Genomic DNA, 23,659 nt, shown 5'->3' with positions numbered 1-23,659 from the left:
GGCCCAGAAAACCAATGTGGAAAGAACTCTCAGTCACTCGCGTTCTCGAGCATCTTTCATCAGCATTCCACGGACCGCAGGCACTAGCTTTTATTCCGGCCATCAGTCTGGCCGCGTTTTGGCTGGGCGGTGAGCGGGCGTTGGTGGGCGCGGCAATCGGGCTACCCATGATTTTCGTGGGTTCTGCAGCCCTTAGCGCCCGAGCGAACTCCCGAAAAGATCTTTCGTTCGGCATTATGGCCATCGACACGTTTGCCGAAAGGATGGAGGTGATTTGCAGCCAAACCAACACTAACGTTGAGAACGCCGCCTGTATGGTTGTAGCGCTGGATAACTACTCGGATCTCGTCGACCTGCACGGAAACGCTGCGGCGCATCATCTCACGGACAAGTTCTGCAAACGGGTTCTCTCAGTTCTGCGCACACAGGACCTCGTTACCCGTCTCGATCAAAACAAAATCGCCATCGGGCTGGACGCATCGCCGAACCTTGACCTTGAGGCCTGCATTCAATTGTCCGGCAGAATTCAATCGGTCGTCGAAGACCCAATCACCCTGAACGCAACGGGTGTTTACGCCTCTTGCTCGATCGGTTTTAGCCTGCTGTCCAATACTGAGCGGGGCGGGTTCACTGATTGGATCGAAGCCGCCAATGCGGCGTTGGGAGAGGCGCAAAGGAATGGACCATCAACCATTCGGGCCTTTTCCAGCGAAACGCGCCGCCGGTCCCGCAATCGCGCGAACTTACGCAAAGAATTCGAAGCAGCATTGGATAAAGGCGAAGTTCGCCCCTGGTTCCAGCCTCAGGTTTCAACGGATACTGGACAGGTTTCGGGTTTTGAGGCGCTGGCTCGATGGGAACACCCCAAAAAGGGGATCCTGAGTCCGCAGGTTTTCTTACCATTTGCCGAGCAGGCCGAGTTGATGGAAAAGCTTGGACAGACCATCCGGCATCACGCGTTTGCAGCAATGCAGGAATGGGCTCGGGCCGGTGTCATCGTCCCAAAGGTCGGGGTGAACTTTTCCTCAGACGAATTGCGCAACCCCTCCCTTGTGGACCACTTGAAATGGGAACTTGATCAAAACGACCTGACCCCGGATCGATTGGCTATCGAGATTCTGGAAACCGTGTTTTCACGCAGGCCCGATGACGTAATCACACGTAACGTTACCAGCTTGGCCAACCTGGGCTGCTGCATTGACCTGGATGATTTTGGAACTGGCCACGCCTCAATCGCGTCAATCAAGCGTTTTGAGGTCTCTCGCATCAAGATTGACAAGACATTCGTGGCCAAGGCCGATCGCGATGCCAGCCAACAACAAATGGTCAGCGCAATTCTGACCATGGCTGAACGACTGAATATCGAAACTCTGGCTGAGGGTGTCGAAACCAAAGGCGAGCATGCTCTGATGGCGCAACTGGGCTGCAACCATGTTCAGGGGTTTGGGATCGGTAAGCCAATGCCGTTTGAAAAGACCTTGGACTGGCTTGCCGCACACCAGCAAAAGGTCAACGGCATCCCCAAGATCGGGGGCCAGGCGGGCTTGTAATCGCAAATTTGCGCCACAGAAACGCTATACGTGAGGAAATGTGGGGCGATTCCGCTTGACCTTTGGCCCTGCACTCTGTTGAACCCACCGGGTGTGTTTCACTGCTTAAGGTGGCTGTCCCAGATGGACGATCAGAACAAGAATCTCATCCTTGCAACCGCGCTCAGCTTTCTCGTGATCCTTGTTTGGTTCGTGCTGTTCCCTCCGCCGGAACAAACAACCGTTCCAAATGAGGCCGAAATCGCCACCGTCGAAGGCAACGAGGTTCAAACTCCCAGCGCCTCTGGCTCAAGCACTGTCGGCGAAGCAACAGCCGCAGCCGAGGAAACACTGCCCGAAGCACAGGCACCGCGGGTCGAAATCGACACCCCTCGCCTGAAAGGTAGCCTTTCACTGTCGGGCGGTCGTATCGATGAACTGTTCCTGAAAGACTACAAGGTCTCCATCGAAGAGAACGCACCGATCGTCGAGCTTTTGGCTCCGGTCGGATCGGAATCTGCTTACTACGCTTTGTATGGCTGGGCACCGGGTGCCGGTGTGGCAGGTGAAGACGTTCCTGGCCCGAACACGCTATGGACCATCGAGCAGGGTGAAACACTAAGTGTCGACACCCCCATTACCCTGAAATGGGACAACAACAACGGTCTGACCTTCCGCCGCACAATTTCGGTGGACGAAGACTACATGTTTACGGTTACTCAATCCGTCGAAAACAACACTCAGGCTGAAGTAGGCATGGCCCCCTACGGCATTCTGGCCCGTCATGGCATTGGCGAAGATGGCGACCTGCCTGGCCTGAAGAATTTCTTCATCCTTCATGAAGGCGTAATCGGCATGGCCGACGGTACACTCACCGAGATCGACTATGGTGACGTCCGCGATTTCGACATCGACCCGAACGAACGCGCCCAGGCCGAGGTTTATCAGGTCAAGGAAGACGGATGGATCGGCTTCACTGACCACTACTGGATGACAACGCTGATCCCCGAGCCGGGTACAGCGTTCAAGGCCGCCGCCAAATACGACGCACGCCGCAAAATCTACCAGACCGAAACGGTTCTGCCGACCCTGACCGTCGCCCCCGGCGCAACAGAAGAGGTCACCACGCAGCTGTTCGCTGGCGCGAAGGAATGGGAAACCATTCGCGAGTATCAGTCGGAAGGTGTTCAAAAGTTCATCGACAGCATCGACTGGGGCTGGTTCTTCTTCCTGACCAAGCCGATCTTCTGGCTGCTGCACAATATCAATGTTCTGATCGGCAACATGGGCTGGTCGATCATCGGCCTGACTCTGATCATCAAGGCAATCTTGTTCCCGCTGGCGTTTAAGTCCTACGTCTCGATGGCAAAGATGAAGGAACTGCAGCCGCAGATGGAAGCCCTGAAAGAGGCAGCTGGCGACGATCGTCAGAAGATGCAGCAAGGGATGATGGAGCTGTACAAAAAGGAAAAGGTGAACCCCGCTGCGGGCTGCCTGCCAATCCTGATGCAGATTCCGATCTTCTTCTCGCTGTACAAAGTGATCTTTGTCACCATCGAACTGCGTCAGGCCCCGTGGTTTGGCCCGTTCCAAGACCTCAGCGCGCCTGACCCGACCTCGATCTTCAACCTCTTTGGTTTGTTGCCTTGGGCGGCTCCCGCGCCGGAAAGCTTCATGGCGCTGATCTTCATCGGCATTCTGCCGCTGTTGCTGGGTATTTCGATGTGGCTGCAGCAAAAGCTGAACCCGGCACCAACCGATGCAACGCAGGCGATGATTTTTGCCTGGATGCCATGGGTGTTCATGTTCATGCTGGGTGGATTTGCAAGCGGGCTGGTTGTGTACTGGATCGCGAACAACACGATCACCTTTACTCAGCAGTACCTGATCATGCGTAGTCAGGGCTATAAGCCGGACGTGTTTGGCAATATCAAGTCCAGCTTCAAACGCACTGCGAAAACGGATGATAAATGACAGCTGAAGTAACCCAGCTTTGGCGGCATCCGATCAAAAGCCATGGTCGAGAAGCCGTCGAAACCGTAATCGTGAACCCCGGGCAGACCATGCCCGGGGATCGCGTTTGGGCGGTTGCTCATGAAGCATCCAAAGCGGACGGTTCTGAGTGGGTTCCTTGTGCAAATTTCAGTCGTGGCGCGAAGGCACCGCAACTGATGGCCATTTCGGCCCGGTCGAATGGGGATAGTTTGACCCTGTCTCACCCGACCCGGCCAGATTTGACATTTTCCCCTGATAACGACGAACAGGCGTTTCTGGATTGGGTCAAACCTCTCATGCCAAAGGAAAGGGCCGCCTCAGCGCGGATCATCCGGGTTGAGGGGCGCGGTATGACCGACAGCGACTTCCCATCGATCAGCTTGTGTAACATGGCGTCTCATCGCGCCGTTGGGCAAAGGCTGGGCCAAGATTTGTCGATTAACCGCTGGCGCGGCAACATCTGGTTCGACGGCATGCCTCTGTGGGAAGAATTCGACTGGCTAGGCCGCGAAGTTCAAATTGGTGAAGCTGTGTTCCGCGTGCGCGAGCGCATCACCCGCTGCCTGGCAACAACAGCCAACCCTGACTCTGGCGAACGTGATGCCGATACTCTTGGTGCGCTGGAAACTTGGGGCCATAAAGACTTTGGCGTCTATGCCGAAGTCCTAAAAGGCGGCGCAATCTCGGTTGGCGATAAGGTAGAACTGCTATGAGCACCCTCCCCTTCCCTTTGGCCGAAGACCCGGATGAATTCGCGCTAGAGCGGGGCCGCAAGCTGTTTGCCGGCGAGTCTGAGTTCGTCAAAGGCGTGGTCGCCATGAACGGCCTGCCTGCTCCAGATCGGTTAGAGGTCTGCTTTGCGGGCCGCTCGAACGTTGGTAAGTCCAGCCTGATCAACGCGCTGACAGGGACCAAAGGTCTTGCCCGCGCTTCGAACACGCCGGGCCGGACGCAAGAGATCAACTTTTTCACCCAAGGTCCCGAGCTGTACCTAGTCGACCTGCCCGGCTATGGCTATGCCAACGCGCCGGTGAAGGTGGTGGAAAAGTGGCAACGGCTGCTAAAACAATACCTGAGCGGCCGTCAAACCCTGCGCCGCGCCTTTGTCCTGATTGACTCTCGACACGGCATAAAGCCGGTGGATGCCGAGATCATGAAGCTACTGGATACCAGTGCCGTGACATTTCAGTGCGTGATGACCAAGGCAGACAAGGTCAAAGCCAATGAACGCCAGAAGGTTTTGGATCAGGTACGGGGCGCACTGTCGAAACACCCCGCGGCCTTCCCGGAAATCGTACTGACCTCGTCTGAAAAGGGCGACGGAATTCCCACCCTGCGTTCGATCATCGCGCATCTGGAATGAGCTTGCCGCTCCGCCTTTTCGCTTTGTTGACGACGTTGGCGCTCTTGCTGACCGGAGCAATCCCGCAGGGGTGGATGCCAGCAATGGGCAAAGACGGCAAAGTACTTTTGGTGCTTTGTACCGGCGAAGGAACGGTCGAACAGTGGGTTGATCTGGGTACGAACGACCCAATTCACGACAATACAGATGAACGTATTATGTGTCCCTTTGCGGGGCTGACCGCCGATATCGACCTGCCTACAGTCGGTACGATCGTGCCGTTTGGCGCCTCGATCCAACCTCGCTGGGCCCATCGTGATTTCACCCATCGCAGTGCCGGATTCCATCCGCAGTACGATGCGCGAGGCCCGCCTATCTTCTCCTGATTCAGCACAAACTTAGCAAACTCGCGCGGTTTACCGCGCGGGGCAATTATTGAATCCGGAGAATACAATGGCATTGGATAGCCAAACCCTGGGGGATACCCAAGCAAAAAACACTGCTGCGCAGAAATTCTATTTCGCCGCTTGGAGGTGGCATTTCTACGCGGGGATATTCGTCATCCCATTTCTGATCATTTTGGCCGTGACCGGGTTGATGATGATGTTCATCACTCAATTCGACGGTCGTGACGGCGAGAAGATCGCAGTCGAAGTACAAGGTACCGCCCTGCCCGTCTCGCAGCAGGCCGAGATTGCTTTGGCAGAGGTACCGGGAACCGTCGTTGAGTGGATCGGTCCCAAGGCGGCCGATCTGGCCACGGTCTTTCGTATCAAGACCGAAGCAGGTCAACGGCTTGTGGCCGTCGATCCCTATGCTGGTGGAGTCTTACAAGTCTGGAACCGTCGTGACGGATGGTACGATCTGGCAGACAACATCCATTCGACCTTACTGATTGGTACGACCGGAGACCGCATTCTTGAAATCGCAGCGGGACTAAGCCTGCTGTTGGTTTTCACCGGTCTGTACTTGTGGTGGCCGCGTGGCAACGCTCGGGCTGCACTTGTCCCCAATCTGCGCGCCCGGGGGCGAGCGCTGTGGAAATCGCTGCATGCTGTGACCGGTTTCTGGATGTCACTGCTGCTGGTGTACTTTCTGATCTCGGGCTTGTCCTGGGCCGGTGTCTGGGGCGGAATGATTGTCCAACCGTGGAGCAGTTTCCCTGCCGAGAAATGGGATAACGTGCCCCTATCCGACGAAACCCACGCCAGTATGAATCATGGACACCAGAACGACGTCCCTTGGGCTCTTGAACAGACACCAATGCCTGCCTCGGGTTCGGAAGCCGGAATAGAGGGCGTTCCAAATGGCACACCAGTTGATATCGACTCGCTTGTTGCGCTGGGTACAGCACTGGACATGACCGGTCGATTTCGCGTGGCTTATCCGGGTGGTGAATCCGGGGTGTGGACGTTGAACCGAGACAGCATGAGCAGCGACTCAACCGATCCAGTGAATGACCGTACGGTCCACGTGGATCAGTATACTGGTAAGATTTTGGCCGATGTCCGTTACGAGGATTACTCAGTGATGGGTAAATCCATGGCTCTTGGTATTCCCTTCCATATGGGTTTGATGGGGACGTGGAACTTTATCCTGAATCTGGTGTTCTGCTTGTCCGTCATATTTGTCTGCGTCTCAGGCGTGGTTATGTGGATCAAGCGGCGTCCGCAGCGCGCGGGCCGCTTGGCTGCACCGCCAATGCCTGCAGAACTCCCTCTGTGGAAAGGAGCCGTTCTGATTGGTCTATTCACCGCAATGGCGTTCCCACTGGTCGGGCTGACGCTGCTTGCCGTGTTGATTTTCGACCTGCTTTTGGTCAGCAACATCCCGGCAATGAAGCGCGTCATGAACTAAGGCAAACGACCGCACTGGTATATTCGGTGCGGTCATTTCCGCGATCCGGTCTTGGCAGAGCCTTTCAAAGGCCCTAACACGTTACGCCAAAGGGACAGCAGCCATGAAGACAAGAGACATGAACCGGGATTGGATCGCCACCGCCGCCACGTTGAACAGCGCTTTGCCGTACCTGCAGCGTTATGACGGGGCAATCGTCGTTATCAAGTTGGGCGGCCATGCCATGGGCAGCGACGACGCGATGGAGAGTTTCGCTCGAGACGTGGTTCTGATGCGTCAGGTCGGTGTGAACCCGGTGGTCGTGCATGGCGGTGGTCCGATGATCAACGCGATGCTGGACCAACTGGACATTCAGTCCGAGTTCGTGAATGGCAAGCGCGTAACCGACAAGGCGACCGTTGAAGTGGTCGAAATGGTCCTTTCCGGCCTCGTAAACAAACGCATCGTGCAGGCGATCAATGGTCAGGGCGGCTCTGCCGTAGGCCTTTCGGGCAAGGACGCCAATCTTATCGTCTGCGATCAGGCGGATCCTTCGCTTGGGTTTGTAGGCTCTCCGTCCGAGATGAACCCGGCCATCCTGCACAATCTGTTCTCGCACGACGTGATCCCCGTTATCGCGCCTTTGGGCGCAGGTAAAAACGGTGAGACCTTTAACATCAATGGCGATACTGCCGCCGGCGCCATCGCCGCCGCGCTAAAGGCAGACCGATTGCTGCTGCTGACTGACGTTTCAGGCGTCAAGAACGCAGGAGGTGAGGTCGTGACAGAGCTCAAAGCTGGTCAGATCCGCGAAATGACGATGGACGGTACGATTGCAGGCGGCATGATCCCCAAGACCGAAACCGCGCTGGACGCGCTGCACAGCGGGGTTCGCGCAGTGGTCATTCTGGATGGTCGCGCGCCTAATGCCGTCTTGCTAGAACTGTTTACCGAGCACGGTGCCGGGTCACTGATCCGCCCCGATTGACGTGACGCGCGGAGGAGAGATGACCGGACAGCCCCCACCCTCCTCTTACGCGGCAGCAATCAGCTATGGCTGGGTAACACGCGCGGCGCATCAAGCGGGCCTAATCGTCATGGGTGCGACGCATCCACGGCAAAGTGGTGCCAAAAGCTTGGACGGGGGAACTCTGGTTCTTTTGGGCGCAGGTTCAGCCTTCTGGCCCGTCTTAAAGGCATCCGCAGAATGGTTGGGGCCCGATCCAGTGGACCGCTGGTCCAGCCGCGTCATTGGGAAGATGGCTCAGGATCTTGGTGCACAGGCACATTTCCCGTTTGGCGGACCACCCTATGCACCTTTTATCGACTGGGCGCTGAAATCCGGTCGCACCTTCAGCAGCCCGGTTGGCGCTTTGGTACATGACACTGTGGGCATGATGATCTCATACCGCGGGGCGTTGCATTTCAAACGGGAATTCGACATCCCCGAAGGCAGCAGCACGTCACCGTGCACAGACTGCCCTGCCCCTTGCACCCAAACCTGCCCGGTCGGTGCGCTGAACAGCCAAAGCTTCTATGACGTCGATGCCTGTCACGGTCATCTGTCCACGGACGAAGGACAAACCTGTATGACCGGCGGGTGCCTTGCGCGACTATCCTGCCCTCTCAGTGCGGGTGCGGGGCGCAACCCGGAACAATCCGCCCATCACATGAGAGCGTTTCACCCGTCATGACCCGCACGCTGATCCTGACCCGCCACGCGAAATCCAGTTGGGACAGCCCGGCGCTAAGTGATCACGACCGTCCTCTGAACAAGCGCGGCCGTAAATCGGCCCCGGCGATTGCCGAATGGTTGCGTCAAAACGGCTGGCTACCGGATGAAGTCCTAAGCTCGACCTCAACCCGCACCCGCGAGACTTGGGATCGGATGGGCTTGCAGGCGGACAAGGTTTGTTTTCACCGAACGCTCTACCATGCGGATTCCGGGGACATGTTGCGCGAACTGTCAGGCGCCACGGAGTCCACGGTGCTGATGCTGGGTCACAACCCCGGGATCGCCGCGTTTGCCAGCCGTATCGTCCGACATGCCCCCGACCACGCCCGGTTTCACGACTACCCAACCTGTGCAACAACCGTCATCCGGTTTGACATCGACGACTGGGCACAGATCCAATGGCACAGCGGCACGGTGCTGGGCTTCACCATTCCACGCGAGTTGCTGGAATGAAAAAAGGCGGGGCAAAAACCCCGCCTTTTCCTTCGTTTCTATGGGATCAGTGGCCCAGAATCTGGCTGAGGAACAGCTTGGTCCGTTCGCTCTGCGGATTGTTGAAGAACTCTTCTGGTTCGTTCTGTTCCACAATCTGACCGGCATCCATAAAGATCACACGGTTGGCGACCTGACGAGCAAAGCCCATCTCATGCGTCACACACAGCATGGTCATGCCCTCCTCGGCCAGTTCTATCATGGTGTCGAGCACCTCTTTGATCATCTCTGGGTCCAAGGCCGATGTCGGTTCATCGAACAACATGATCCGCGGCATCATGCAGAGCGAGCGGGCAATCGCCACGCGCTGCTGCTGACCGCCCGAAAGCTGACCGGGGTATTTGTCGGCCTGCTCAGGGATTTTCACCTTTTCCAGGAAATGCATCGCACGCTCTTCGGCCTCTTTCTTGGGCGTCTTGCGCACCCAGATCGGGGCCAGCGTGCAGTTTTCCAGGATCGTCAGGTGCGGGAACAGGTTGAAGTGCTGGAACACCATGCCAACCTCGGACCGGATCTTGTCGATGTTTTTCAGGTCATTCGACAGCTCGGTCCCGTCCACGACGATCTTGCCCTGCTGGTGTTCCTCCAGCGCGTTCAGGCAGCGGATCAGGGTGGATTTGCCCGATCCCGACGGCCCCGCGATAACGATCCGCTCGCCTTGGTTGACGGTCAGATTGATGTCGCGCAGCACGTGGAAGGACCCGTACCACTTGTTCATGTTGGTGATTTCGATGGCGACCTCGTCGCTCACCTGCATCTTCGAGCGGTCGATTTCGCGTTCAATTGCAAGTTCAGACATGGGTTGAACTCCTTAACGGTGGCCAGTCTGAAGCTTGCGCTCCAGATACATGGAATAACGAGACATGGAGAAGCAGACGACGAAGAACAGAACGCCAATAAAGGCAAACAGTTCCCAGTAGACGCCGTTCCAGGCGGTATCAGCGCGGATGCCGTTGGTCAGGCCGATCACATCGAACAGACCGATGATCGAGACCAGAGTCGTATCCTTGAAGATACCGATGAACGTGCTCACGATGCCCGGGATCGAGATTTTCAGCGCCTGCGGCATAATGATCAACCGCTGCGCCTGCCAGTAGTTCAGGCCCAGACTGTCTGCGCCTTCGTACTGACCGCGCGGCAGAGCAGCCAGACCACCCCGGATCACCTCGGCCATATAAGCGGCCGAGAACAGGGTCATCATGATCATCACCCTCAGGATAATGTCAAAGTTGGTGCCTGGCGGCAGAAACAGGTTCAACAGTAGCGAAGCCACGAACAGCAGAGTGATCAGCGGCACGCCACGAATGAACTCGATAAAGCCCACGCAAAGGTATTTGACGATCATCAGATCGGACTGACGACCCAGCGCCAGCACGATGCCGATGGGCAGCGAAACACCGATAGCCACAACGCCCAGCAGGATCGCCAGCATGAAGCCACCAAAGTCGCGGCTTTCAACCGTAGCGATGCCTATCGGGATCACCGAGTTGATTGCTCCGGCAACTGCGCCAGCTGCAAACAACCACCAGAGAATGGGCAGCACGGCAGCAAGGATGAGGGCCGTCAGAGACCCAGCCATCGGCAGCACAATCTTGTAGGCGAAGTATCCAATGGCAAACCCGGCGGCGACCATAAGGGGCCCCCAGATCGACCCGCCCCACATCAACCAGGGCAGCAAGAACGGATAGGCCGCTGTCACGATCAACAGCTTGCGCGGTACGTTGGTGAACAACACAGGCGCAATTGCAACCAGCAACAGGATGAAGGTCAGGTTCGGACGGAAATAGGCCGGCCAGCCGCCAGATTCGGGCGGATTGGACCAAGTTGCGTCCGGATGCGCAGGATAGGGCGGATAAAAGCCGTACAGCAATTGCAGCCACCGGTCCTTGATCACACCCCAGCAGGCATGACCATGGGTATCTCCCCAGGTCGCCATCATGATCTCACGACATTCTGACAGGGAGTTCGCATTCCAAACGGATTCGAACGTCCAACTCAGGATGTTCGAAAGCACGTAGTAGATGAAGTACAGCGAGATGATCGTCAGAATGGCGTTCAGCCAGCTTGAGAACAGGTTGTGCCTGATCCAGCCTAGTACCCCAACCTCGGATGCGGGTGGGGCCTTTTCCGGCAACATTTCCGTGCGGACAAATGAAACATCACTCATATTACCGCTCCACCAGTTTGACACGGTTGTTGTACCAGTTCATCACAGCCGAAATGCTCAGCGAGATGGTAAGATAGACCAGCATCAGCAGCAGAACACATTCCAGCTCGCGGCCGGTCTGGTTCATTGTGATGCCGCCCAGCGTACCCGTGATATCCATGTATCCGACCGCAATCGCCAGAGACGAGTTCTTGGTCAGGTTCAGATAGTTCGAGATCATCGGAGGGATGATGACGCGCAGCGCTTGCGGCAGGATAACCAGACGCATGGTCCGACCCGGGCGCAGACCCAGTGCGGATGCGGCTTCGGTCTGACCTTTGGAGATGGCCAGAATACCGGCACGTACGATCTCGGCAATGAAGGCTGCAGTATAAAGCGACAAGGCAAGCCAAAGGGCGATTAGTGAGTTCCGAAGGTGGGTACCGCCGGAGAAGTTGAAGCCCTTCAGCTCGGGATAACCCAGGTGGAAGCCCAGCGCGCCCAGCAGGATGGCCGATGGCACGAACAGCAGGCCCAATTGGATGTGCCAAATGGTCGGACGGTCGCCGGTTTTTTCCTGCGTGGCATTGGCCCAGGCTGAGACTTTGCGCATGGCAAAGATACTACCGCCGAGCACGATCAGGAAAGCGATCAGGTCCAGCGAAACATCAAAGCGCAGGCTCGACGTTCCGAACAGGTGGATATCGCCCAAACCGCGCGAGAAAAGAAACTCGGGGATATAAACCCCGCGGTTAGTCACTGCGACCGAATCGAACAGTTTCATCGTCGCTTCTGGGTCTTCGCCCCGGAAAGCGCGTGGCGATGGCAAGCTTTCGATCAGGATCGCCATGGCGAACACGATCCAAAGCAGGACCGGAACGTTGCGGAACATTTCGACGTAAACCGTCATGATCCGTGCGATCAGCCAGTTGTTCGACAAACGCAGAACACCAACCATAACGCCAATGATCGTTGCTGTGATACAGCCCAGAACTGCGACAACCAGCGTATTAAGCAGGCCTATTAACGCCGCACGCAGATGGGTGTCGCGCGAGTCGTATTCCAGCAGGCGTTGGTTGATGTCATAACTCGAAGGCTCGCTGAAAAAGCCGAATCCGACTGTTCTGCCCAGTGTTTCGAGGTTCTGAATTGTGTTGCTAATAATCCAGGCTGCCAAAAGCATGAAACCGATCAAAGCGATGACCTGAATGGTCGCAGATCGATACCGCGTATCGTAAAGGAGCATGGACAGCCGGAAGTGCTCCTTCGGCGGGTCAGTGAGTGTCGTCATGACCTATGTAAATCCCCGTGCATCCCGGTTGTTTTGTTGGCAGAGTTTTTCTCTGCTCAGAGTTTTCCGGGCGTGTTTCTTATGGATGGAAAAAGGGCGCAGGTTACCCTGCGCCCTTCTCCTTAGGTTTTACCGGAACGGCGGAGCGTACATCAGGCCACCGTCGGTCCACTGTGCGTTCAGGCCGCGTGCCAGACCAATCGGAGTTTCCTCGCCGATGTTCTTGGCAAACACTTCGCCATAGTTGCCGCCGACTTTGATCGCGCGCTGCGCCCAGGTCGCGTCCAGACCCAGCATTTCACCCAGAGTGCCTTCGCTGCCCAGCAGACGGTTCACTTCGGGGTTGTCGGTGCCAGCAGCCATCTCATCGATATTTGCCGAGGTCACGCCCAGCTCTTCAGCTGCGATCAGTGCGTTCAGAGTCCAGCGAACTACGTCGCCCCACTCGTGGTCACCGTGGCGAACCAGCGGGCCCAGAGGCTCTTTCGAGATGATTTCGGGCAGGATCACGTGGTCCGCCGCGTTCTCGAAGGTGGCGCGAGTTGCGGCCAGGCCCGATGCGTCGGTGGTGTAGACGTCACAGGCACCAGCCAGATACTGCTGTTGCGCTTCGGCGTTGGTTTCGATCGGAACCGGCTCGTAGCTCATGTTGTTGATGCGGAAAAAGTCTGCCAGGTTCAGTTCGGTAGTAGTACCGGTCTGAATGCAGACAGTCGCACCGTCCAGTTCCTTGGCCGAGCTTACGCCCAGAGCCTTCGGAACCATGAAGCCCTGACCATCGTAGTAGTTGATGCCAACGAATTCGAACTTAAGGTCGACGTCGCGGCTGAAGGTCCAGGTGGTGTTACGGGCCAGCATGTCGATTTCACCCGAAGCCAGCGCGGTAAAGCGTGTTTTACCGGTAGTCGGAATGAACTCTACGGCGGTCGGATCGTCCAGAACGGCGGCTGCAACTGCACGGCACACGGCCACGTCAAAGCCCTGCCACTCGCCGTTGGCATCCGGGCTGGCGAAGCCAGGAACGCCGGTCGCCACGCCGCAGTTCAGTTTACCGCGTGCTTTGACATCATCGACGGTCCCCGCCGTAGCTGCAGCAGCAGCCAGGCCGGCAACGGTTGCCACGCCCAAGATTACGGATTTTTTCATTTTTACCTCTTCCTGATTGTCCGCCCCAGTCACAGGACGGTTCTGTCCGGCACCTCTGGTACCAGAAAGGTTTCCCCAAAGGTGTCTCCCCTTTAGTGGCCACGAGTTTGGGCGCATTCATAAACAAACGTCAAGGCCCGGATCAGGGAAAACGATGAGTCAATCCAGAGATGACTCGTTCAACGTTCGAAAATCAGGCTGTGAAGGATCAAACCGAGAGGTCGAAAAACCGTTTTGCGTGCAGGAAGGCCGCCTTTTTGGTTTCGGCAACAGCGTGGGCCTCATCGTCGTGGCCCCATTGCTCGATTTGCCAAAGCTCATCCAACCGGGAAATCTGCCAAATTTCTTCCGCAGTGCCCCAGTTCTGAGCTGCGGCAAACCCTAGGATGAGAGAGCCCGACAAGCTGACCAGATCGTGAAACGCCGCAAGCTGAAAGTCGCTAAGCCCGTGAACCCGTTGTCGGAGAGTCGTCAACGCCGTTTCGGGCTGTGGTTGGTGTAGCACACCAGCAACAGGCTCCAACCGAGCCGAGAGCGCTTCGGCCGCCCAATCCAAAACCGGGTCCCATTGTTCCGCCTGGCGTTGCTGCAACTCTTGCGGGTGAACCGCGCGATAGCACAAAAGGTCCGAATCGCCGTAGTCAGCCAACATGTCCGCAACTTCGGCGTGTTGGTGACAGACCTTGTCGATTGCGGCGTTTGCCGACCGGGTAAACGGCATGACAGTCGGGTCGATCACTTTTTCCTGAGCGTCCCACTCTGCAGCGACCTCTTCGGCCATGGCACGCGTCGGTAGGGTTAAAGCGGCTTTAGCCGGAGTTTTTACACGGCGGCCATCAAGTTCAACGGTGAACCCGCCGTCGGTTGCGACAACCGCGCTCTCAGTCCAAAATCGCTTGGGTTTCCACTCGCTCATGTTCTCACGTCCAAATTTCGACCAGCGCACGGGGCAGCTGCTCAAAGGTTTCAATTACGCGGGTTGCGCCGTCTAACACAGATCGATCGTGATAGCCCCAGGTCACACCAATGCTTGCCACCTTTGCAGCGTTTGCCATGTCCATATCGAACCTTGTATCGCCGATCATCACCGTGTTGGCAGCGTCTACCCCGGTTTCACTGCGGGCCGTGTCGATCATGGACGGGTGCGGTTTCGACGGGTGATGATCCGCGACTTGGCGGGTCACAAAAAAGCGCTCCAGCCCATGGGCTTCAATCAGCGCATCCAGGCCACGCTGGGATTTCCCGGTCGCTACACCCAATAGCACCTCAGGCACTGCATGCAGCTTCTCGATAACATCGCGTGCACCTGGATAAAGGGGTGAGCTTGCCGCCCCCTGTTCCAAACGGTGCGCGTGATAGGCTTCTTTGTACCCCTCGACCAACCGATGCTGAACAGAGTCAGGGTGGTCTGATGCTAGCTGGGCCATCGCATTCGGCAGCGATAGACCCACAATGGACAGGATCGCCTCGCGATCAGGCACCGGAAGTGACTGAGCATCGAAGCTCGCGGTCATCGCCGCGACGATACTGCCCTGACTGTCCACCAGAGTACCGTCCACGTCGAACAGCACCAAACGCAGTGGTGCGCTCATTGCAAAGCCTCAAACGGGTCGTCGGCGGCCAGATCCTCAGACCAGCCGAAGGTATCCCAGCTGTGTTTCATGTGTTCCGGCAGCGGTGCGGTGACTGTAATGGTCTTGCGGGTCATCGGATGCTGGAACGTCGCCTGCCGGGCGTGCAGGTGCAGCTTTTTGCTGATGATCCCGCCCAGTTGCGCACCCCAGCCGTCGCCAAGGTTTTCTTGCCCGGAACCGCCATATTTGCCGTCACCAATGATTGGGTGCCCGATCGCAGCCATATGCGCCCGCAGCTGGTGAGTACGGCCGGTGATCGGCTCCATAGCAACCCACGAAGCACGCCCCGCAACCCTGTACAGCGTCGAATAAAGCGTATGCGCCCTTTTCGCGCCCGGATTGTCGTCGATCTCGTTCAGGTGGATGGGGATCATCTTTTCGCCCTCACCATGCTTGCCGTGACCTGCGGCCTTAACGAGGCCGGTCTTGATCTCGCCCAGATACGGGGTCGGCACCCCGGCCACCAAGGCCCAATAGATCTTGCGGGTGTCGCGATGACGGAACGCGGCGGTTAGCCCCTTCGCAGCCTCTCGCGTACGCGCCAGCAACAGCACGCCCGAAGTGTCCTTGTCCAGCCGGTGTACAAGGCGAGGGTTCTCGTCGTAGCCGAACCGCAGCGCCTCGGACAGGCTATCTACGTGGCGCGTCTGACCACTGCCGCCTTGAACCGGCAATCCATGAGGCTTGTTCAGCGCCAGTACGTGGTCGTCCCGATAGATCACGCAGGACTGAATCATCTTGGCGTCAGAATCAGAGATGCGCCGCTTGACCTCAGCAGGCTTGTGATCGGCGTCAGGCAGAGGAGGCACGCGAACGACCTGCCCGACTTCAAGCCGAGTCGAGGCCTTAACACGGCCACCTTCGACACGCAGCTCGCCCTTGCGGCACATCTTTTCGATGCGCCCCTGGCTGACATGCGGGAACAGACGGCGCAGCCAACGGTCGATCCGCTGGTCGCCATCACCCTCTGCCACGATGATCATTTGTACGCCGCTCATGCCGATATCCCCTTCACGCGGCGGTTCCGCGCGGATTGTGTATCCATAGGTGCCTTAGAAAACATGCGCGTCTGTGGCGCGCCGCACCGCAAGAGTCAAGCCAGCGCTAGGGCCTGTTCCGCTGCGCCCGCAGTTTCGCGAAGTAATCCAGCCGCTTTTTGAGTTCCCGTTCGAATCCGCGCTCAACCGGCTGATACAGCTCGGGCCGATCCATCCCGTCGGGAAAGTAGTTCTGACCCGAAAAACCATCTTCGGCGTCGTGGTCATAGGCATAGCCAGCACCATAGCCCTGATCCTTCATCAAAGAGGTCGGCGCGTTCAGGATGTGTTTGGGCGGCGGCTCACTACCTGACTGCTTAGCCAAACGCATCGCTGCCTTGTAGCCGACGTAAGCACCGTTCGATTTGGGAGCCAGTGCCAAATACACCAGCGCCTGTGCCAGAGCCAACTCACCCTCGGGGCTGCCCAACCGCTCGAAGGTCTGCCACGATTGAAGACAAATCGCCTGCGCCTGCGGATCGGCAAGTCCGATATCTTCGACCGCCATACGGGTAATGCGACGGGCCAAATAGCGCGGGTCCTCTCCGCCCGTCAGCATCCGCGCAAACCAGTAAAGCGCCGCGTCCGGGTCAGACCCACGCACCGACTTATGCAAGGCTGAAATCAGGTTGTAATGCTCATCGCCCGACTTGTCGTACTTCGCTGCACGGCGCATTAGTCGCGTCGCCAGCGCATCGGGATCAAGCGGCGCATCGACTTTCCACGCTGCAACCTGCTCAATCAGGTTCAACAACGCCCGCCCGTCGCCATCCGCCATCTCTTGCAGCGCTTCGCGAGCAGGCCCGGTCAGAGGCAACGCGCGATTTAGTTCCTTCTCGGCCCTTTGGGTGAGGCGCTCCAGATCAGCAAGGCTGAGGCGCTCCAGCACAAGCACCTGTGCCCGACTGAGAACAGCAGCGTTCAGCTCAAAAGAAGGGTTCTCGGTCGTTGCCCCCACCAGAAGAATGGTGCCATCTTCCATGTGGGGCAGGAAACCATCCTGCTGAGCTTTGTTGAAGCGGTGGATTTCATCCACGAACAACAGCGTGCCCTGCCCGTTCTGGCGACGGATTTTTGCGGCCTCGAACACTTTTTTAAGATCCGGAACGCCGGTGAAGATCGCACTGATCTGAACGAAATGTAGATCGGTTTTCTGCGCCAAGAGCCGCGCAATGGTCGTCTTACCAACACCCGGAGGCCCCCAGAACACCAAACTGGATAAGCTACCCGAGGCCAGCATAACGCCCAGTGGCGCATCTGGTCCCAGAACCTGCTCTTGCCCGATTACTTCGGCCAACGACTGCGGACGCAACCGATCAGCCAACGGACGGTGCGCGGGTGGCGCGGGCGCGGCGGCCCCGGTATCGAACAAGTCGCTCACGTTACAACCGGAATCGAAGAGAGACTGAGCGCCCCCCTCTGAGAACATCGAAATTAATCCGACGGCCGGGATCTGTCAGCGCATCCACCACATCTGCAGGGCGCTCGATCAGCGTGCCATTTACGGTGTTGATCACATCCCCAACACGCAAACCGGACCTTCCACCATAACGCCCCGCATCCAAAACGACGACGCCTGTCTGAGACAAGACCAACTCAAACTTGGTTATGATGGCCGGATTGACCCGCGACACCACGAGGCCAGGCATAACGGTCTCGTCGTCAAGCTTGGTTTCCTCGGCCGGAGGAGTTTCTGGCGCTTTGATCAGCGCTATTTTCACCTCGGACCGCTCGTCTCCTCTTAATCGGGTCACCATAGAGGTGCCGCCGACACCTGCAACGGACATGCGGAATTTCATCTCGGCGGGTGAGTTCACTTCGTCACCGTCCACGTGGGTCACAACATCACCTACGCGCAAGCCAGCCTCGGCCAGTGGGCTAAGGGGATGCAGGTCGGAAATCACCACACCTTGCGGGATAACCAGGCCCAAAGACTCGGCGATGTCGGCGCTCATGTGCTGACCAGCCATCCCTGCCCAGGGGCTGACAAAGCTATCGTTGCCTTCTTGCGCCTGCCGCAAGAATTCCGCCACCAAATTGGCCGGGATGGCAAAACCGATCCCGTTGGATCCTCCGGAACGGGTCAGAATCGCAGTGTTAATTCCGATCAGGTCTCCGTTCACGTCGATCAACGCCCCGCCCGAGTTACCGGGATTGATAGCCGCGTCTGTCTGAATAAAGTATCCACGTGCATTCCCAGTGGCCGCTCCAGTCCGTGCGAGCCCTGAAATAATGCCTGATGAAACGGTTTGGCCCACACCAAATGGGTTGCCAATCGCTAGCGCCAACTCCCCAACTTCGACATGGTCAGAGTCGCGTAGTCGCAAATGTGGCAGGTCTTCGGCCTCTTCTAACCGCAGAATGGCGATGTCACTCTCTTTATCGCCCAACACCACTTGCGCCGAAAACTCGCGACGGTCTGTAGTGACAACTCGGATTTCAGTCGCCGTGCCCACAACGTGGTAATTGGAGACCACATAGCCGTCTTCGGACAGGATCACGCCTGACCCCAAAGAGTTCTGAACACGGGGACGGGGCTCGTCAAAACCGCGGCCGAAAAAGTCACGAAAGAACGGGTCCGAGAAAAACGGATTAGCCCGCCCCTGCCGCACGATTTTAGCGTAGATATTGACGACCGCCGGAGATGCCTCTTTGACCACAGGCGCAAACCCTACCGATATTTCGGCCTGGGATTGCGGGACACGGGTTTCAGCCATAGCAACTGACGCGCAGGCAAACGAAAGTGCGATAAGGGTCGCGCGGAACATTCAGACCTCAACCTTCAGAGTTGGCTTGGATATGCGTCTGCGCGGACCGTAATGCAAGCTCCCGGTGGCGTGAACCACCGGGTTAGGGTCAATACAAACGGCGCAATTGGGGTTATTCGACTGGCACCCAGTCACTTCCCGGGTCATACGCCATAATTTCATCTGAGCGTTCCAGCGTTTCCGGGCCAAAATCTGCTTCGTACACGACCCCGTTTTCGCCCACTAGAAACGAATGGATGCCGGTTTCACCATATTCTGCCGGCACAGCCAGCAGAGCATGCCCGGCCACAAAGTGATCACCCACGTAGTACGAATACGCGCCGCCTGGCGCATTTGGGCCCTGTGCCTGAAGGATCGTGAAGTAGTATCCAAGGAAAGGCTCGGCTTCGTAATCGGTTTCCCCGTCACTCCAACCTGTGGCGGACGCTCGCGCAAGCGCTGCCCCAACAAAGCTCTCTTCTTCCGGCCAGAACAGGCCATTCCGTGATTCCGGGTCCGAGATTATGTTCTGGGCAAATTCCATGACCCCATCATCATTGTGATCAACCAGCCTGAACGCTGCTTGAAGATCAACATACGCTTCAAGCAACTCAATCACGTCCAGTTCGTTCAGGCCGATCTCGCGGGCGGATAGCTCTTCGATCCCCGCCTCGAGGTCAAAATGCCAACCTTCTTCACTTTTCGAAATGGGAATTGGGAAAGGCCAACTGTCTTCACCCAACAAAATGGTGACACCATCATCTCCGGGCTGGAAACGGTAACCGTCGGTATACATACCAAGCACTTCTTGCCGCCTCTCCCGATCGACATCCGGGTCTCCGGTTCCAATCAAGTCTTCTGCCTCGGGTCCAAAGATCTCCAGCATGAGACTCTGATCATCTGCCCGAAGTGCCTCGACAAACGTTTCCAGCGCCACTTGAGGTGTTTCAAACACTTTTCCGTCTGAAAAGGCCGGTCCGGCGGTCACCGCTGCCAGTACAAGAGAAATAATTGATGTGCGCATCTTATCGTCTCCGCTTTCCTTTGGAGGCGCGCCCGCGTTGCGATGCGCTGCGAGTTCTGTTCCCCGAGGCTTTCTTTTTCATCGCCGTCCCTTTGGAGGCTGCTGGTTTGCGCTGCGCCGCCGGTTTCTTGGCAGTCTGCGGTTTTTTCTTTACCGCTTTTTTTGCGGCATCCGGACGTTGCTTTGTTCGCTCAACGGCCTTTTGCTTAGCAGCAGCCTTGTCTCTGTCCACGTTACCCCGGTTGACTTCAGGTAGTTTTTTGTTCCCGCTTCCTCGGTTGGAAAGGGCACTTCCTGCCAGAGCACCGGCCCCTGCCCCAGCGGCCACAGCTGCCGCGCGATCACGGCTGATATCCGTAGCACCCGACTCGCGACTCAGTTTTTCCCGTAGTTCATCCGTGCGGCCATCCGGGCGATTGACGGGCAGGTCTCCCCTGCCGCCTTCTGGCCGCTTGTGGTTGGCAATTCTATCCTGAGCCTTTTCCTTGCGCTCAGGGTCAGGCTTCCAGCCGATTTCTGTCCGATCGCCACGGTCGATTTCGTTGCCAATATTGACATTGCCATCCACGTCTATGTCGATGTTCGGGTTCCTGTAGATCGGACCTCCGCCCCAACCGCCGCAGTTTCGGCAACCCCAATAATCATACCAATCGTCATCGTCGTCAAAAATCTCGTCGATCAGTGCCACCGCTCCGAACGTCAACAGTGCCGTACCAACAACATCACCGGTAGACGGACCAGTGTAAACCGTGGCCGGGTCATACTGTGGGACATAGACAGTTTCAGTGTTCGTCGGCGTAACGACGATAGTATCGTCGTCTGATACTTCGACCGTTTGTTCAGGGCCTGAAACCAACGCGCCACTGTCGATCGCTTGGTCCCGCATTACCTGAACCGCATCCATTACATCATCCGACTGAGCGAGCATCGCTGTGCCCATTGTCTCGGTCCAGTCAATATGGGTCGCCATCTGACCAACGACTTCTGGAAATGCAGTCGCCAGCACGCTCACGGATGGATCCCAGCCCATCGCATCAATTTCCGGCTCAAGCTCAGCGGGTTCCCGGTCTGCATTGTCCAAAAGGAAACGCTCCGCCTTTACAATCTCTAAGGGCTGAGTTGCTGCGACGAAAATCTGGATCAACAGCGTGTCTGGGTAAAGAGCAACCGGAGCAACCAATGTTTGAAGCTCAGCATCGGTCAATAGCTCGGACGAGACCGCCGCAGCTTCTTCCGCTGCTGCTGTTTCTTCAGAAGCTTCTTGCGCAAAAAGCGCAGTAGATGCGCCCAGACCGACCACGATAAATAGTAATCTAAACATATTTCGATCCTTCAATTTCTTTGAGGATCACCCAAGTTTGTGATTCTGGCAATAAGACCGCAATTTCGTCTGGTCCTATTACCTGCCTGCAATCCCTAGATTATTCGCGCAATCACAACAGAAAAACGAGGTGCTATGTCCGACTTAATGGGACCGACGAGCCTTCGGTCTGACAACTTCCCCAAACAGAAACACGGGGTGTACACGCTACCGAAACCATTAACCTGACAATTTGACCGAGTAGTTTCGCCAACAAAAAACCCCCACGTCTGGGACGCGGGGGTAGACTTCAGAAAGCTGGGCTTTCTTATTCTTCGTCTGCTGCCTCTTCGGCGGCAACGCGGGCTTTGTCAGCAGCGCCTTTGGCATCGACGTCACGATCAACGAACTCGATGATCGCCATCGGCGCCATGTCACCATAGCGGAAGCCAGCTTTCAGGATGCGGACATAACCGCCCTGACGCTCGGCGTAGCGGGGGCCCAGAACTTCGAACAGCTTTGCGACGTCTTTGTCTTCTTTCAGCTGTGCTGCGGCCTGACGACGGGCGTGCAGGTCGCCGCGCTTGCCCAGAGTGACCAGCTTTTCGATGATCGGGCGCAGTTCTTTTGCCTTAGGCAGAGTTGTTTTGATTTGCTCATGTTCGATGAGCGAGCCAGCCATGTTTGCAAACAGAGCTTTACGGTGCTCATGAGTACGGTTCAGGCGGCGATAACCACGTGCGTGACGCATTTTTCAGTTCCTATCTTGCGTTTTGCTTTGTCTGGCCGGCGATGCGTGTCACCGGCTCTCCTTGGGGCGGAAGTGCCCATACATTCCCCGGTAGCCCGGGCATTGAGGAAGACGCGTTTAGAACGCGTCTTCGAATTTCTTAGCCAGATCTTCGATGTTGTCGGGCGGCCAGTCCTCGACATCCATGCCGAGGTGCAGACCCATGCCGGACAGCACTTCTTTGATCTCGTTCAGCGACTTGCGACCGAAGTTCGGGGTGCGCAGCATCTCGGCTTCGGTTTTTTGGATCAGGTCGCCGATGTAAACGATGTTGTCGTTCTTCAGGCAGTTTGCCGAACGGACCGACAGTTCCAGCTCGTCCACTTTCTTCAGCAGCAGCGGGTTGAACTCCAGACCATCGTCTTCGTCCTGGCGGCCAGCCGATTCCGGCTCGTCGAAGTTGACGAAGATCGACAGTTGGTCCTGCAGAATGCGTGCAGCAAAGGCCAACGCATCTTCCGGAGTGATCGAACCATCGGTTTCGATCTTAAGGGTCAGCTTGTCATAGTCCAGAACCTGACCTTCGCGGGTCGGCTGAACGTCATAGGCAACCTTCTTGACCGGCGAATAGATCGCGTCGATCGGGATCAGGCCGATAGGCGCATCTTCCGGCTTGTTCTTCTCAGCCGAGACGTAGCCTTTGCCGGTGTTGACGGTCAGTTCCATGAACAGGTCCGCGCCATCGTCCAAGTGACAGATGACGTGATCGCGGTTCAGAACCTCGATGCCGGCGCTTTCGCTGATGTCGCCTGCGGTAACAACTGCGGGGCCTTTAGCATTGATCGACAGGCGCTTAGGGCCTTCGACTTCCATGCGCAAGGCAACCTGCTTGAGGTTCAGGATGATGTCGGTAACGTCTTCACGCACGCCCGCAACCGAGGAGAACTCGTGCAGGACGTTGTCGATTTGAACGCTGGTGATGGCCGCGCCTTGCAGCGAGCTCATCAAAACGCGGCGCAGCGCGTTGCCCAGAGTCAGACCAAAACCACGCTCCAGCGGTTCGGCAACCAGAGTCGCCTGACGCGCAGGATCGTTGCCCGGCTTACCTTCCAGCTGGGTCGGCTTGATCAATTCTGCCCAATTCTTATGGATCATGTAATCCCTCCATTCCTGTCCGCGCCCCATGACCAACAAGGTGCAGACGCCCGAGGTTCAAAATGACGTGCTGGGGCCGTGCAAAAAACACAGCCCCAGCTCAATTCAAAATCGCTTAGACGCGACGACGCTTCGGCGGACGGCAGCCGTTGTGAGCGATCGGAGTCACGTCGCGGATCGATGTGATGTTGAAGCCCACTGCAGCCAGCGCACGCAGAGCCGATTCACGACCCGAACCGGGGCCCTGAACTTCGACTTCCAGCGTCTTGACGCCATGTTCCTGCGCCTTCTTGCCTGCGTCTTCTGCAGCCATCTGAGCGGCGTAAGGTGTCGATTTCCGCGATCCTTTGAAGCCCATGGTACCGGCAGACGACCACGAAATGGCGTTGCCCTGTACGTCCGAGATAAGGATCTTGGTGTTGTTGAAGGTCGAATTCACATGGGCGACGCCCGATGCGATGTTCTTACGCTCTTTGCGCTTAACGCGAGTCTTATCACGTGCCATCAGTCAGACCCTCCC

General features: G+C 57.1%; 23 protein-coding genes. 9 read left to right on the top strand and 14 right to left on the bottom strand.

What is annotated here, in order from left to right; genetic code table 11:
* The first annotated feature begins 14 nt into the window (after positions 1-14).
* The 9 genes from ACR0EO_RS06925 to ACR0EO_RS06885 all read left to right on the top strand — a co-directional run bounded on the left by ACR0EO_RS06925 (position 15) and on the right by ACR0EO_RS06885 (position 8,890).
* A complete protein-coding gene (locus ACR0EO_RS06925; RefSeq protein WP_480688322.1) occupies positions 15-1,550 on the top strand; it encodes a putative bifunctional diguanylate cyclase/phosphodiesterase in 1,536 nt (511 codons plus the stop codon).
* Positions 1,551-1,673: 123 nt separating this feature from the next.
* The gene (gene yidC / locus ACR0EO_RS06920) at positions 1,674-3,503 is read left to right on the top strand and encodes a membrane protein insertase YidC (protein ID WP_480688320.1); all 1,830 of its coding nucleotides are present in this window, start codon (positions 1,674-1,676) and stop codon (positions 3,501-3,503) included.
* Entirely contained in the window at positions 3,500-4,237 is a 738-nt protein-coding gene (locus tag ACR0EO_RS06915) for an MOSC domain-containing protein (protein ID WP_480688318.1), read from the top strand. The genes yidC and ACR0EO_RS06915 overlap by 4 nt, the downstream gene beginning before the upstream one ends.
* Complete coding sequence (gene yihA, locus ACR0EO_RS06910) at positions 4,234-4,887, top strand: ribosome biogenesis GTP-binding protein YihA/YsxC (protein ID WP_480688316.1); 654 nt, start codon at positions 4,234-4,236, stop codon at positions 4,885-4,887. Before ACR0EO_RS06915 ends, yihA begins: the two co-directional genes overlap by 4 nt.
* Positions 4,884-5,252, top strand: coding sequence for a DUF2946 domain-containing protein (locus ACR0EO_RS06905; protein WP_480688314.1), 369 nt, complete (start codon positions 4,884-4,886; stop codon positions 5,250-5,252). Before yihA ends, ACR0EO_RS06905 begins: the two co-directional genes overlap by 4 nt.
* 67 nt (positions 5,253-5,319) lie before the next feature.
* Positions 5,320-6,723 (top strand): PepSY-associated TM helix domain-containing protein, encoded by a 1,404-nt coding sequence (locus ACR0EO_RS06900; RefSeq protein WP_480688312.1) that lies wholly within the window; start codon positions 5,320-5,322, stop codon positions 6,721-6,723.
* 103 nt (positions 6,724-6,826) lie between these two features.
* Entirely contained in the window at positions 6,827-7,690 is an 864-nt protein-coding gene (gene argB, locus ACR0EO_RS06895) for an acetylglutamate kinase (protein ID WP_480688310.1), read from the top strand.
* Between the two features lie 19 nt (positions 7,691-7,709).
* Positions 7,710-8,396: a ferredoxin gene (locus tag ACR0EO_RS06890; RefSeq protein ID WP_480688308.1), complete on the top strand. Its 687-nt coding sequence runs from the start codon at positions 7,710-7,712 to the stop codon at positions 8,394-8,396.
* The gene (locus tag ACR0EO_RS06885) at positions 8,393-8,890 is read left to right on the top strand and encodes a SixA phosphatase family protein (RefSeq protein ID WP_480688306.1); all 498 of its coding nucleotides are present in this window, start codon (positions 8,393-8,395) and stop codon (positions 8,888-8,890) included. Before ACR0EO_RS06890 ends, ACR0EO_RS06885 begins: the two co-directional genes overlap by 4 nt.
* A 46-nt stretch (positions 8,891-8,936) precedes the next feature.
* Here ACR0EO_RS06885 and ACR0EO_RS06880 read toward each other — a convergent pair whose 3' ends face one another.
* From ACR0EO_RS06880 to rpsK, 14 genes are all read right to left on the bottom strand, one after another.
* Positions 8,937-9,728 (bottom strand): amino acid ABC transporter ATP-binding protein, encoded by a 792-nt coding sequence (locus ACR0EO_RS06880; RefSeq protein ID WP_480688304.1) that lies wholly within the window; start codon positions 9,726-9,728, stop codon positions 8,937-8,939.
* A 12-nt stretch (positions 9,729-9,740) separates the two neighbouring features.
* Positions 9,741-11,096, bottom strand: a complete 1,356-nt coding sequence (locus ACR0EO_RS06875; RefSeq protein WP_480688302.1) for an amino acid ABC transporter permease — start codon at positions 11,094-11,096, stop codon at positions 9,741-9,743.
* Position 11,097: 1 nt separating this feature from the next.
* Positions 11,098-12,366, bottom strand: coding sequence for an amino acid ABC transporter permease (locus ACR0EO_RS06870; protein ID WP_480688300.1), 1,269 nt, complete (start codon positions 12,364-12,366; stop codon positions 11,098-11,100).
* A gap of 129 nt (positions 12,367-12,495) precedes the next feature.
* Positions 12,496-13,512 (bottom strand): amino acid ABC transporter substrate-binding protein, encoded by a 1,017-nt coding sequence (locus tag ACR0EO_RS06865; protein WP_480688298.1) that lies wholly within the window; start codon positions 13,510-13,512, stop codon positions 12,496-12,498.
* 208 nt (positions 13,513-13,720) lie between these two features.
* Positions 13,721-14,428 carry an ATP12 family chaperone protein gene (locus ACR0EO_RS06860; protein WP_480688296.1) on the bottom strand — a complete coding sequence of 236 codons (708 nt, stop codon included), beginning with the start codon at positions 14,426-14,428 and terminating at the stop codon, positions 13,721-13,723.
* A gap of 4 nt (positions 14,429-14,432) precedes the next feature.
* Positions 14,433-15,104 carry an HAD-IA family hydrolase gene (locus tag ACR0EO_RS06855; RefSeq protein WP_480688294.1) on the bottom strand — a complete coding sequence of 224 codons (672 nt, stop codon included), beginning with the start codon at positions 15,102-15,104 and terminating at the stop codon, positions 14,433-14,435.
* A complete protein-coding gene (locus tag ACR0EO_RS06850) occupies positions 15,101-16,144 on the bottom strand; it encodes an RluA family pseudouridine synthase (protein ID WP_480688293.1) in 1,044 nt (347 codons plus the stop codon). Before ACR0EO_RS06850 ends, ACR0EO_RS06855 begins: the two co-directional genes overlap by 4 nt.
* Positions 16,145-16,250: 106 nt before the next feature.
* On the bottom strand, positions 16,251-17,564 hold the full coding sequence (locus ACR0EO_RS06845) for a replication-associated recombination protein A (RefSeq protein WP_480688291.1): 1,314 nt from the start codon (positions 17,562-17,564) through the stop codon (positions 16,251-16,253).
* Between the two features lies 1 nt (position 17,565).
* On the bottom strand, positions 17,566-18,951 hold the full coding sequence (locus tag ACR0EO_RS06840; RefSeq protein WP_480688289.1) for a trypsin-like peptidase domain-containing protein: 1,386 nt from the start codon (positions 18,949-18,951) through the stop codon (positions 17,566-17,568).
* Between the two features lie 112 nt (positions 18,952-19,063).
* The gene (locus tag ACR0EO_RS06835; protein ID WP_480688287.1) at positions 19,064-19,954 is read right to left on the bottom strand and encodes a DUF2950 family protein; all 891 of its coding nucleotides are present in this window, start codon (positions 19,952-19,954) and stop codon (positions 19,064-19,066) included.
* 1 nt (position 19,955) lies between these two features.
* Positions 19,956-21,275 carry a DUF3300 domain-containing protein gene (locus ACR0EO_RS06830; RefSeq protein ID WP_480688285.1) on the bottom strand — a complete coding sequence of 440 codons (1,320 nt, stop codon included), beginning with the start codon at positions 21,273-21,275 and terminating at the stop codon, positions 19,956-19,958.
* Positions 21,276-21,582: 307 nt separating this feature from the next.
* Complete coding sequence (gene rplQ / locus ACR0EO_RS06825) at positions 21,583-22,005, bottom strand: 50S ribosomal protein L17 (protein ID WP_039538314.1); 423 nt, start codon at positions 22,003-22,005, stop codon at positions 21,583-21,585.
* 117 nt (positions 22,006-22,122) lie between these two features.
* Positions 22,123-23,139, bottom strand: coding sequence for a DNA-directed RNA polymerase subunit alpha (locus tag ACR0EO_RS06820; RefSeq protein ID WP_058276312.1), 1,017 nt, complete (start codon positions 23,137-23,139; stop codon positions 22,123-22,125).
* 115 nt (positions 23,140-23,254) lie between these two features.
* Entirely contained in the window at positions 23,255-23,644 is a 390-nt protein-coding gene (gene rpsK / locus ACR0EO_RS06815) for a 30S ribosomal protein S11 (RefSeq protein ID WP_008757289.1), read from the bottom strand.
* Between the last annotated feature and the right edge of the window lie 15 nt (positions 23,645-23,659).

The organism is Ruegeria sp. BE9, from assembly GCF_056538765.1.
Note: the sequence above shows the minus strand (reverse complement) of the source record. Positions and strands in the feature narration are given on the sequence as shown.

What these genes read in the sequence shown, in the direction of transcription:
- ACR0EO_RS06925 (WP_480688322.1), top strand. Translation starts at nt 15, where the DNA reads ATGTGGAAAGAACTCTCAGTCACTCGCGTTCTCGAGCATCTTTCATCA.
- yidC (WP_480688320.1), top strand. Translation starts at nt 1,674, where the DNA reads ATGGACGATCAGAACAAGAATCTCATCCTTGCAACCGCGCTCAGCTTT.
- ACR0EO_RS06915 (WP_480688318.1), top strand. Translation starts at nt 3,500, where the DNA reads ATGACAGCTGAAGTAACCCAGCTTTGGCGGCATCCGATCAAAAGCCAT.
- yihA (WP_480688316.1), top strand. Translation starts at nt 4,234, where the DNA reads ATGAGCACCCTCCCCTTCCCTTTGGCCGAAGACCCGGATGAATTCGCG.
- ACR0EO_RS06905 (WP_480688314.1), top strand. Translation starts at nt 4,884, where the DNA reads ATGAGCTTGCCGCTCCGCCTTTTCGCTTTGTTGACGACGTTGGCGCTC.
- ACR0EO_RS06900 (WP_480688312.1), top strand. Translation starts at nt 5,320, where the DNA reads ATGGCATTGGATAGCCAAACCCTGGGGGATACCCAAGCAAAAAACACT.
- argB (WP_480688310.1), top strand. Translation starts at nt 6,827, where the DNA reads ATGAAGACAAGAGACATGAACCGGGATTGGATCGCCACCGCCGCCACG.
- ACR0EO_RS06890 (WP_480688308.1), top strand. Translation starts at nt 7,710, where the DNA reads ATGACCGGACAGCCCCCACCCTCCTCTTACGCGGCAGCAATCAGCTAT.
- ACR0EO_RS06885 (WP_480688306.1), top strand. Translation starts at nt 8,393, where the DNA reads ATGACCCGCACGCTGATCCTGACCCGCCACGCGAAATCCAGTTGGGAC.
- ACR0EO_RS06880 (WP_480688304.1), bottom strand. Translation starts at nt 9,728, where the DNA reads ATGTCTGAACTTGCAATTGAACGCGAAATCGACCGCTCGAAGATGCAG.
- ACR0EO_RS06875 (WP_480688302.1), bottom strand. Translation starts at nt 11,096, where the DNA reads ATGAGTGATGTTTCATTTGTCCGCACGGAAATGTTGCCGGAAAAGGCC.
- ACR0EO_RS06870 (WP_480688300.1), bottom strand. Translation starts at nt 12,366, where the DNA reads ATGACGACACTCACTGACCCGCCGAAGGAGCACTTCCGGCTGTCCATG.
- ACR0EO_RS06865 (WP_480688298.1), bottom strand. Translation starts at nt 13,512, where the DNA reads ATGAAAAAATCCGTAATCTTGGGCGTGGCAACCGTTGCCGGCCTGGCT.
- ACR0EO_RS06860 (WP_480688296.1), bottom strand. Translation starts at nt 14,428, where the DNA reads ATGAGCGAGTGGAAACCCAAGCGATTTTGGACTGAGAGCGCGGTTGTC.
- ACR0EO_RS06855 (WP_480688294.1), bottom strand. Translation starts at nt 15,104, where the DNA reads ATGAGCGCACCACTGCGTTTGGTGCTGTTCGACGTGGACGGTACTCTG.
- ACR0EO_RS06850 (WP_480688293.1), bottom strand. Translation starts at nt 16,144, where the DNA reads ATGAGCGGCGTACAAATGATCATCGTGGCAGAGGGTGATGGCGACCAG.
- ACR0EO_RS06840 (WP_480688289.1), bottom strand. Translation starts at nt 18,951, where the DNA reads ATGTTCCGCGCGACCCTTATCGCACTTTCGTTTGCCTGCGCGTCAGTT.
- ACR0EO_RS06835 (WP_480688287.1), bottom strand. Translation starts at nt 19,954, where the DNA reads ATGCGCACATCAATTATTTCTCTTGTACTGGCAGCGGTGACCGCCGGA.
- ACR0EO_RS06830 (WP_480688285.1), bottom strand. Translation starts at nt 21,275, where the DNA reads ATGTTTAGATTACTATTTATCGTGGTCGGTCTGGGCGCATCTACTGCG.
- rplQ (WP_039538314.1), bottom strand. Translation starts at nt 22,005, where the DNA reads ATGCGTCACGCACGTGGTTATCGCCGCCTGAACCGTACTCATGAGCAC.
- ACR0EO_RS06820 (WP_058276312.1), bottom strand. Translation starts at nt 23,139, where the DNA reads ATGATCCATAAGAATTGGGCAGAATTGATCAAGCCGACCCAGCTGGAA.
- rpsK (WP_008757289.1), bottom strand. Translation starts at nt 23,644, where the DNA reads ATGGCACGTGATAAGACTCGCGTTAAGCGCAAAGAGCGTAAGAACATC.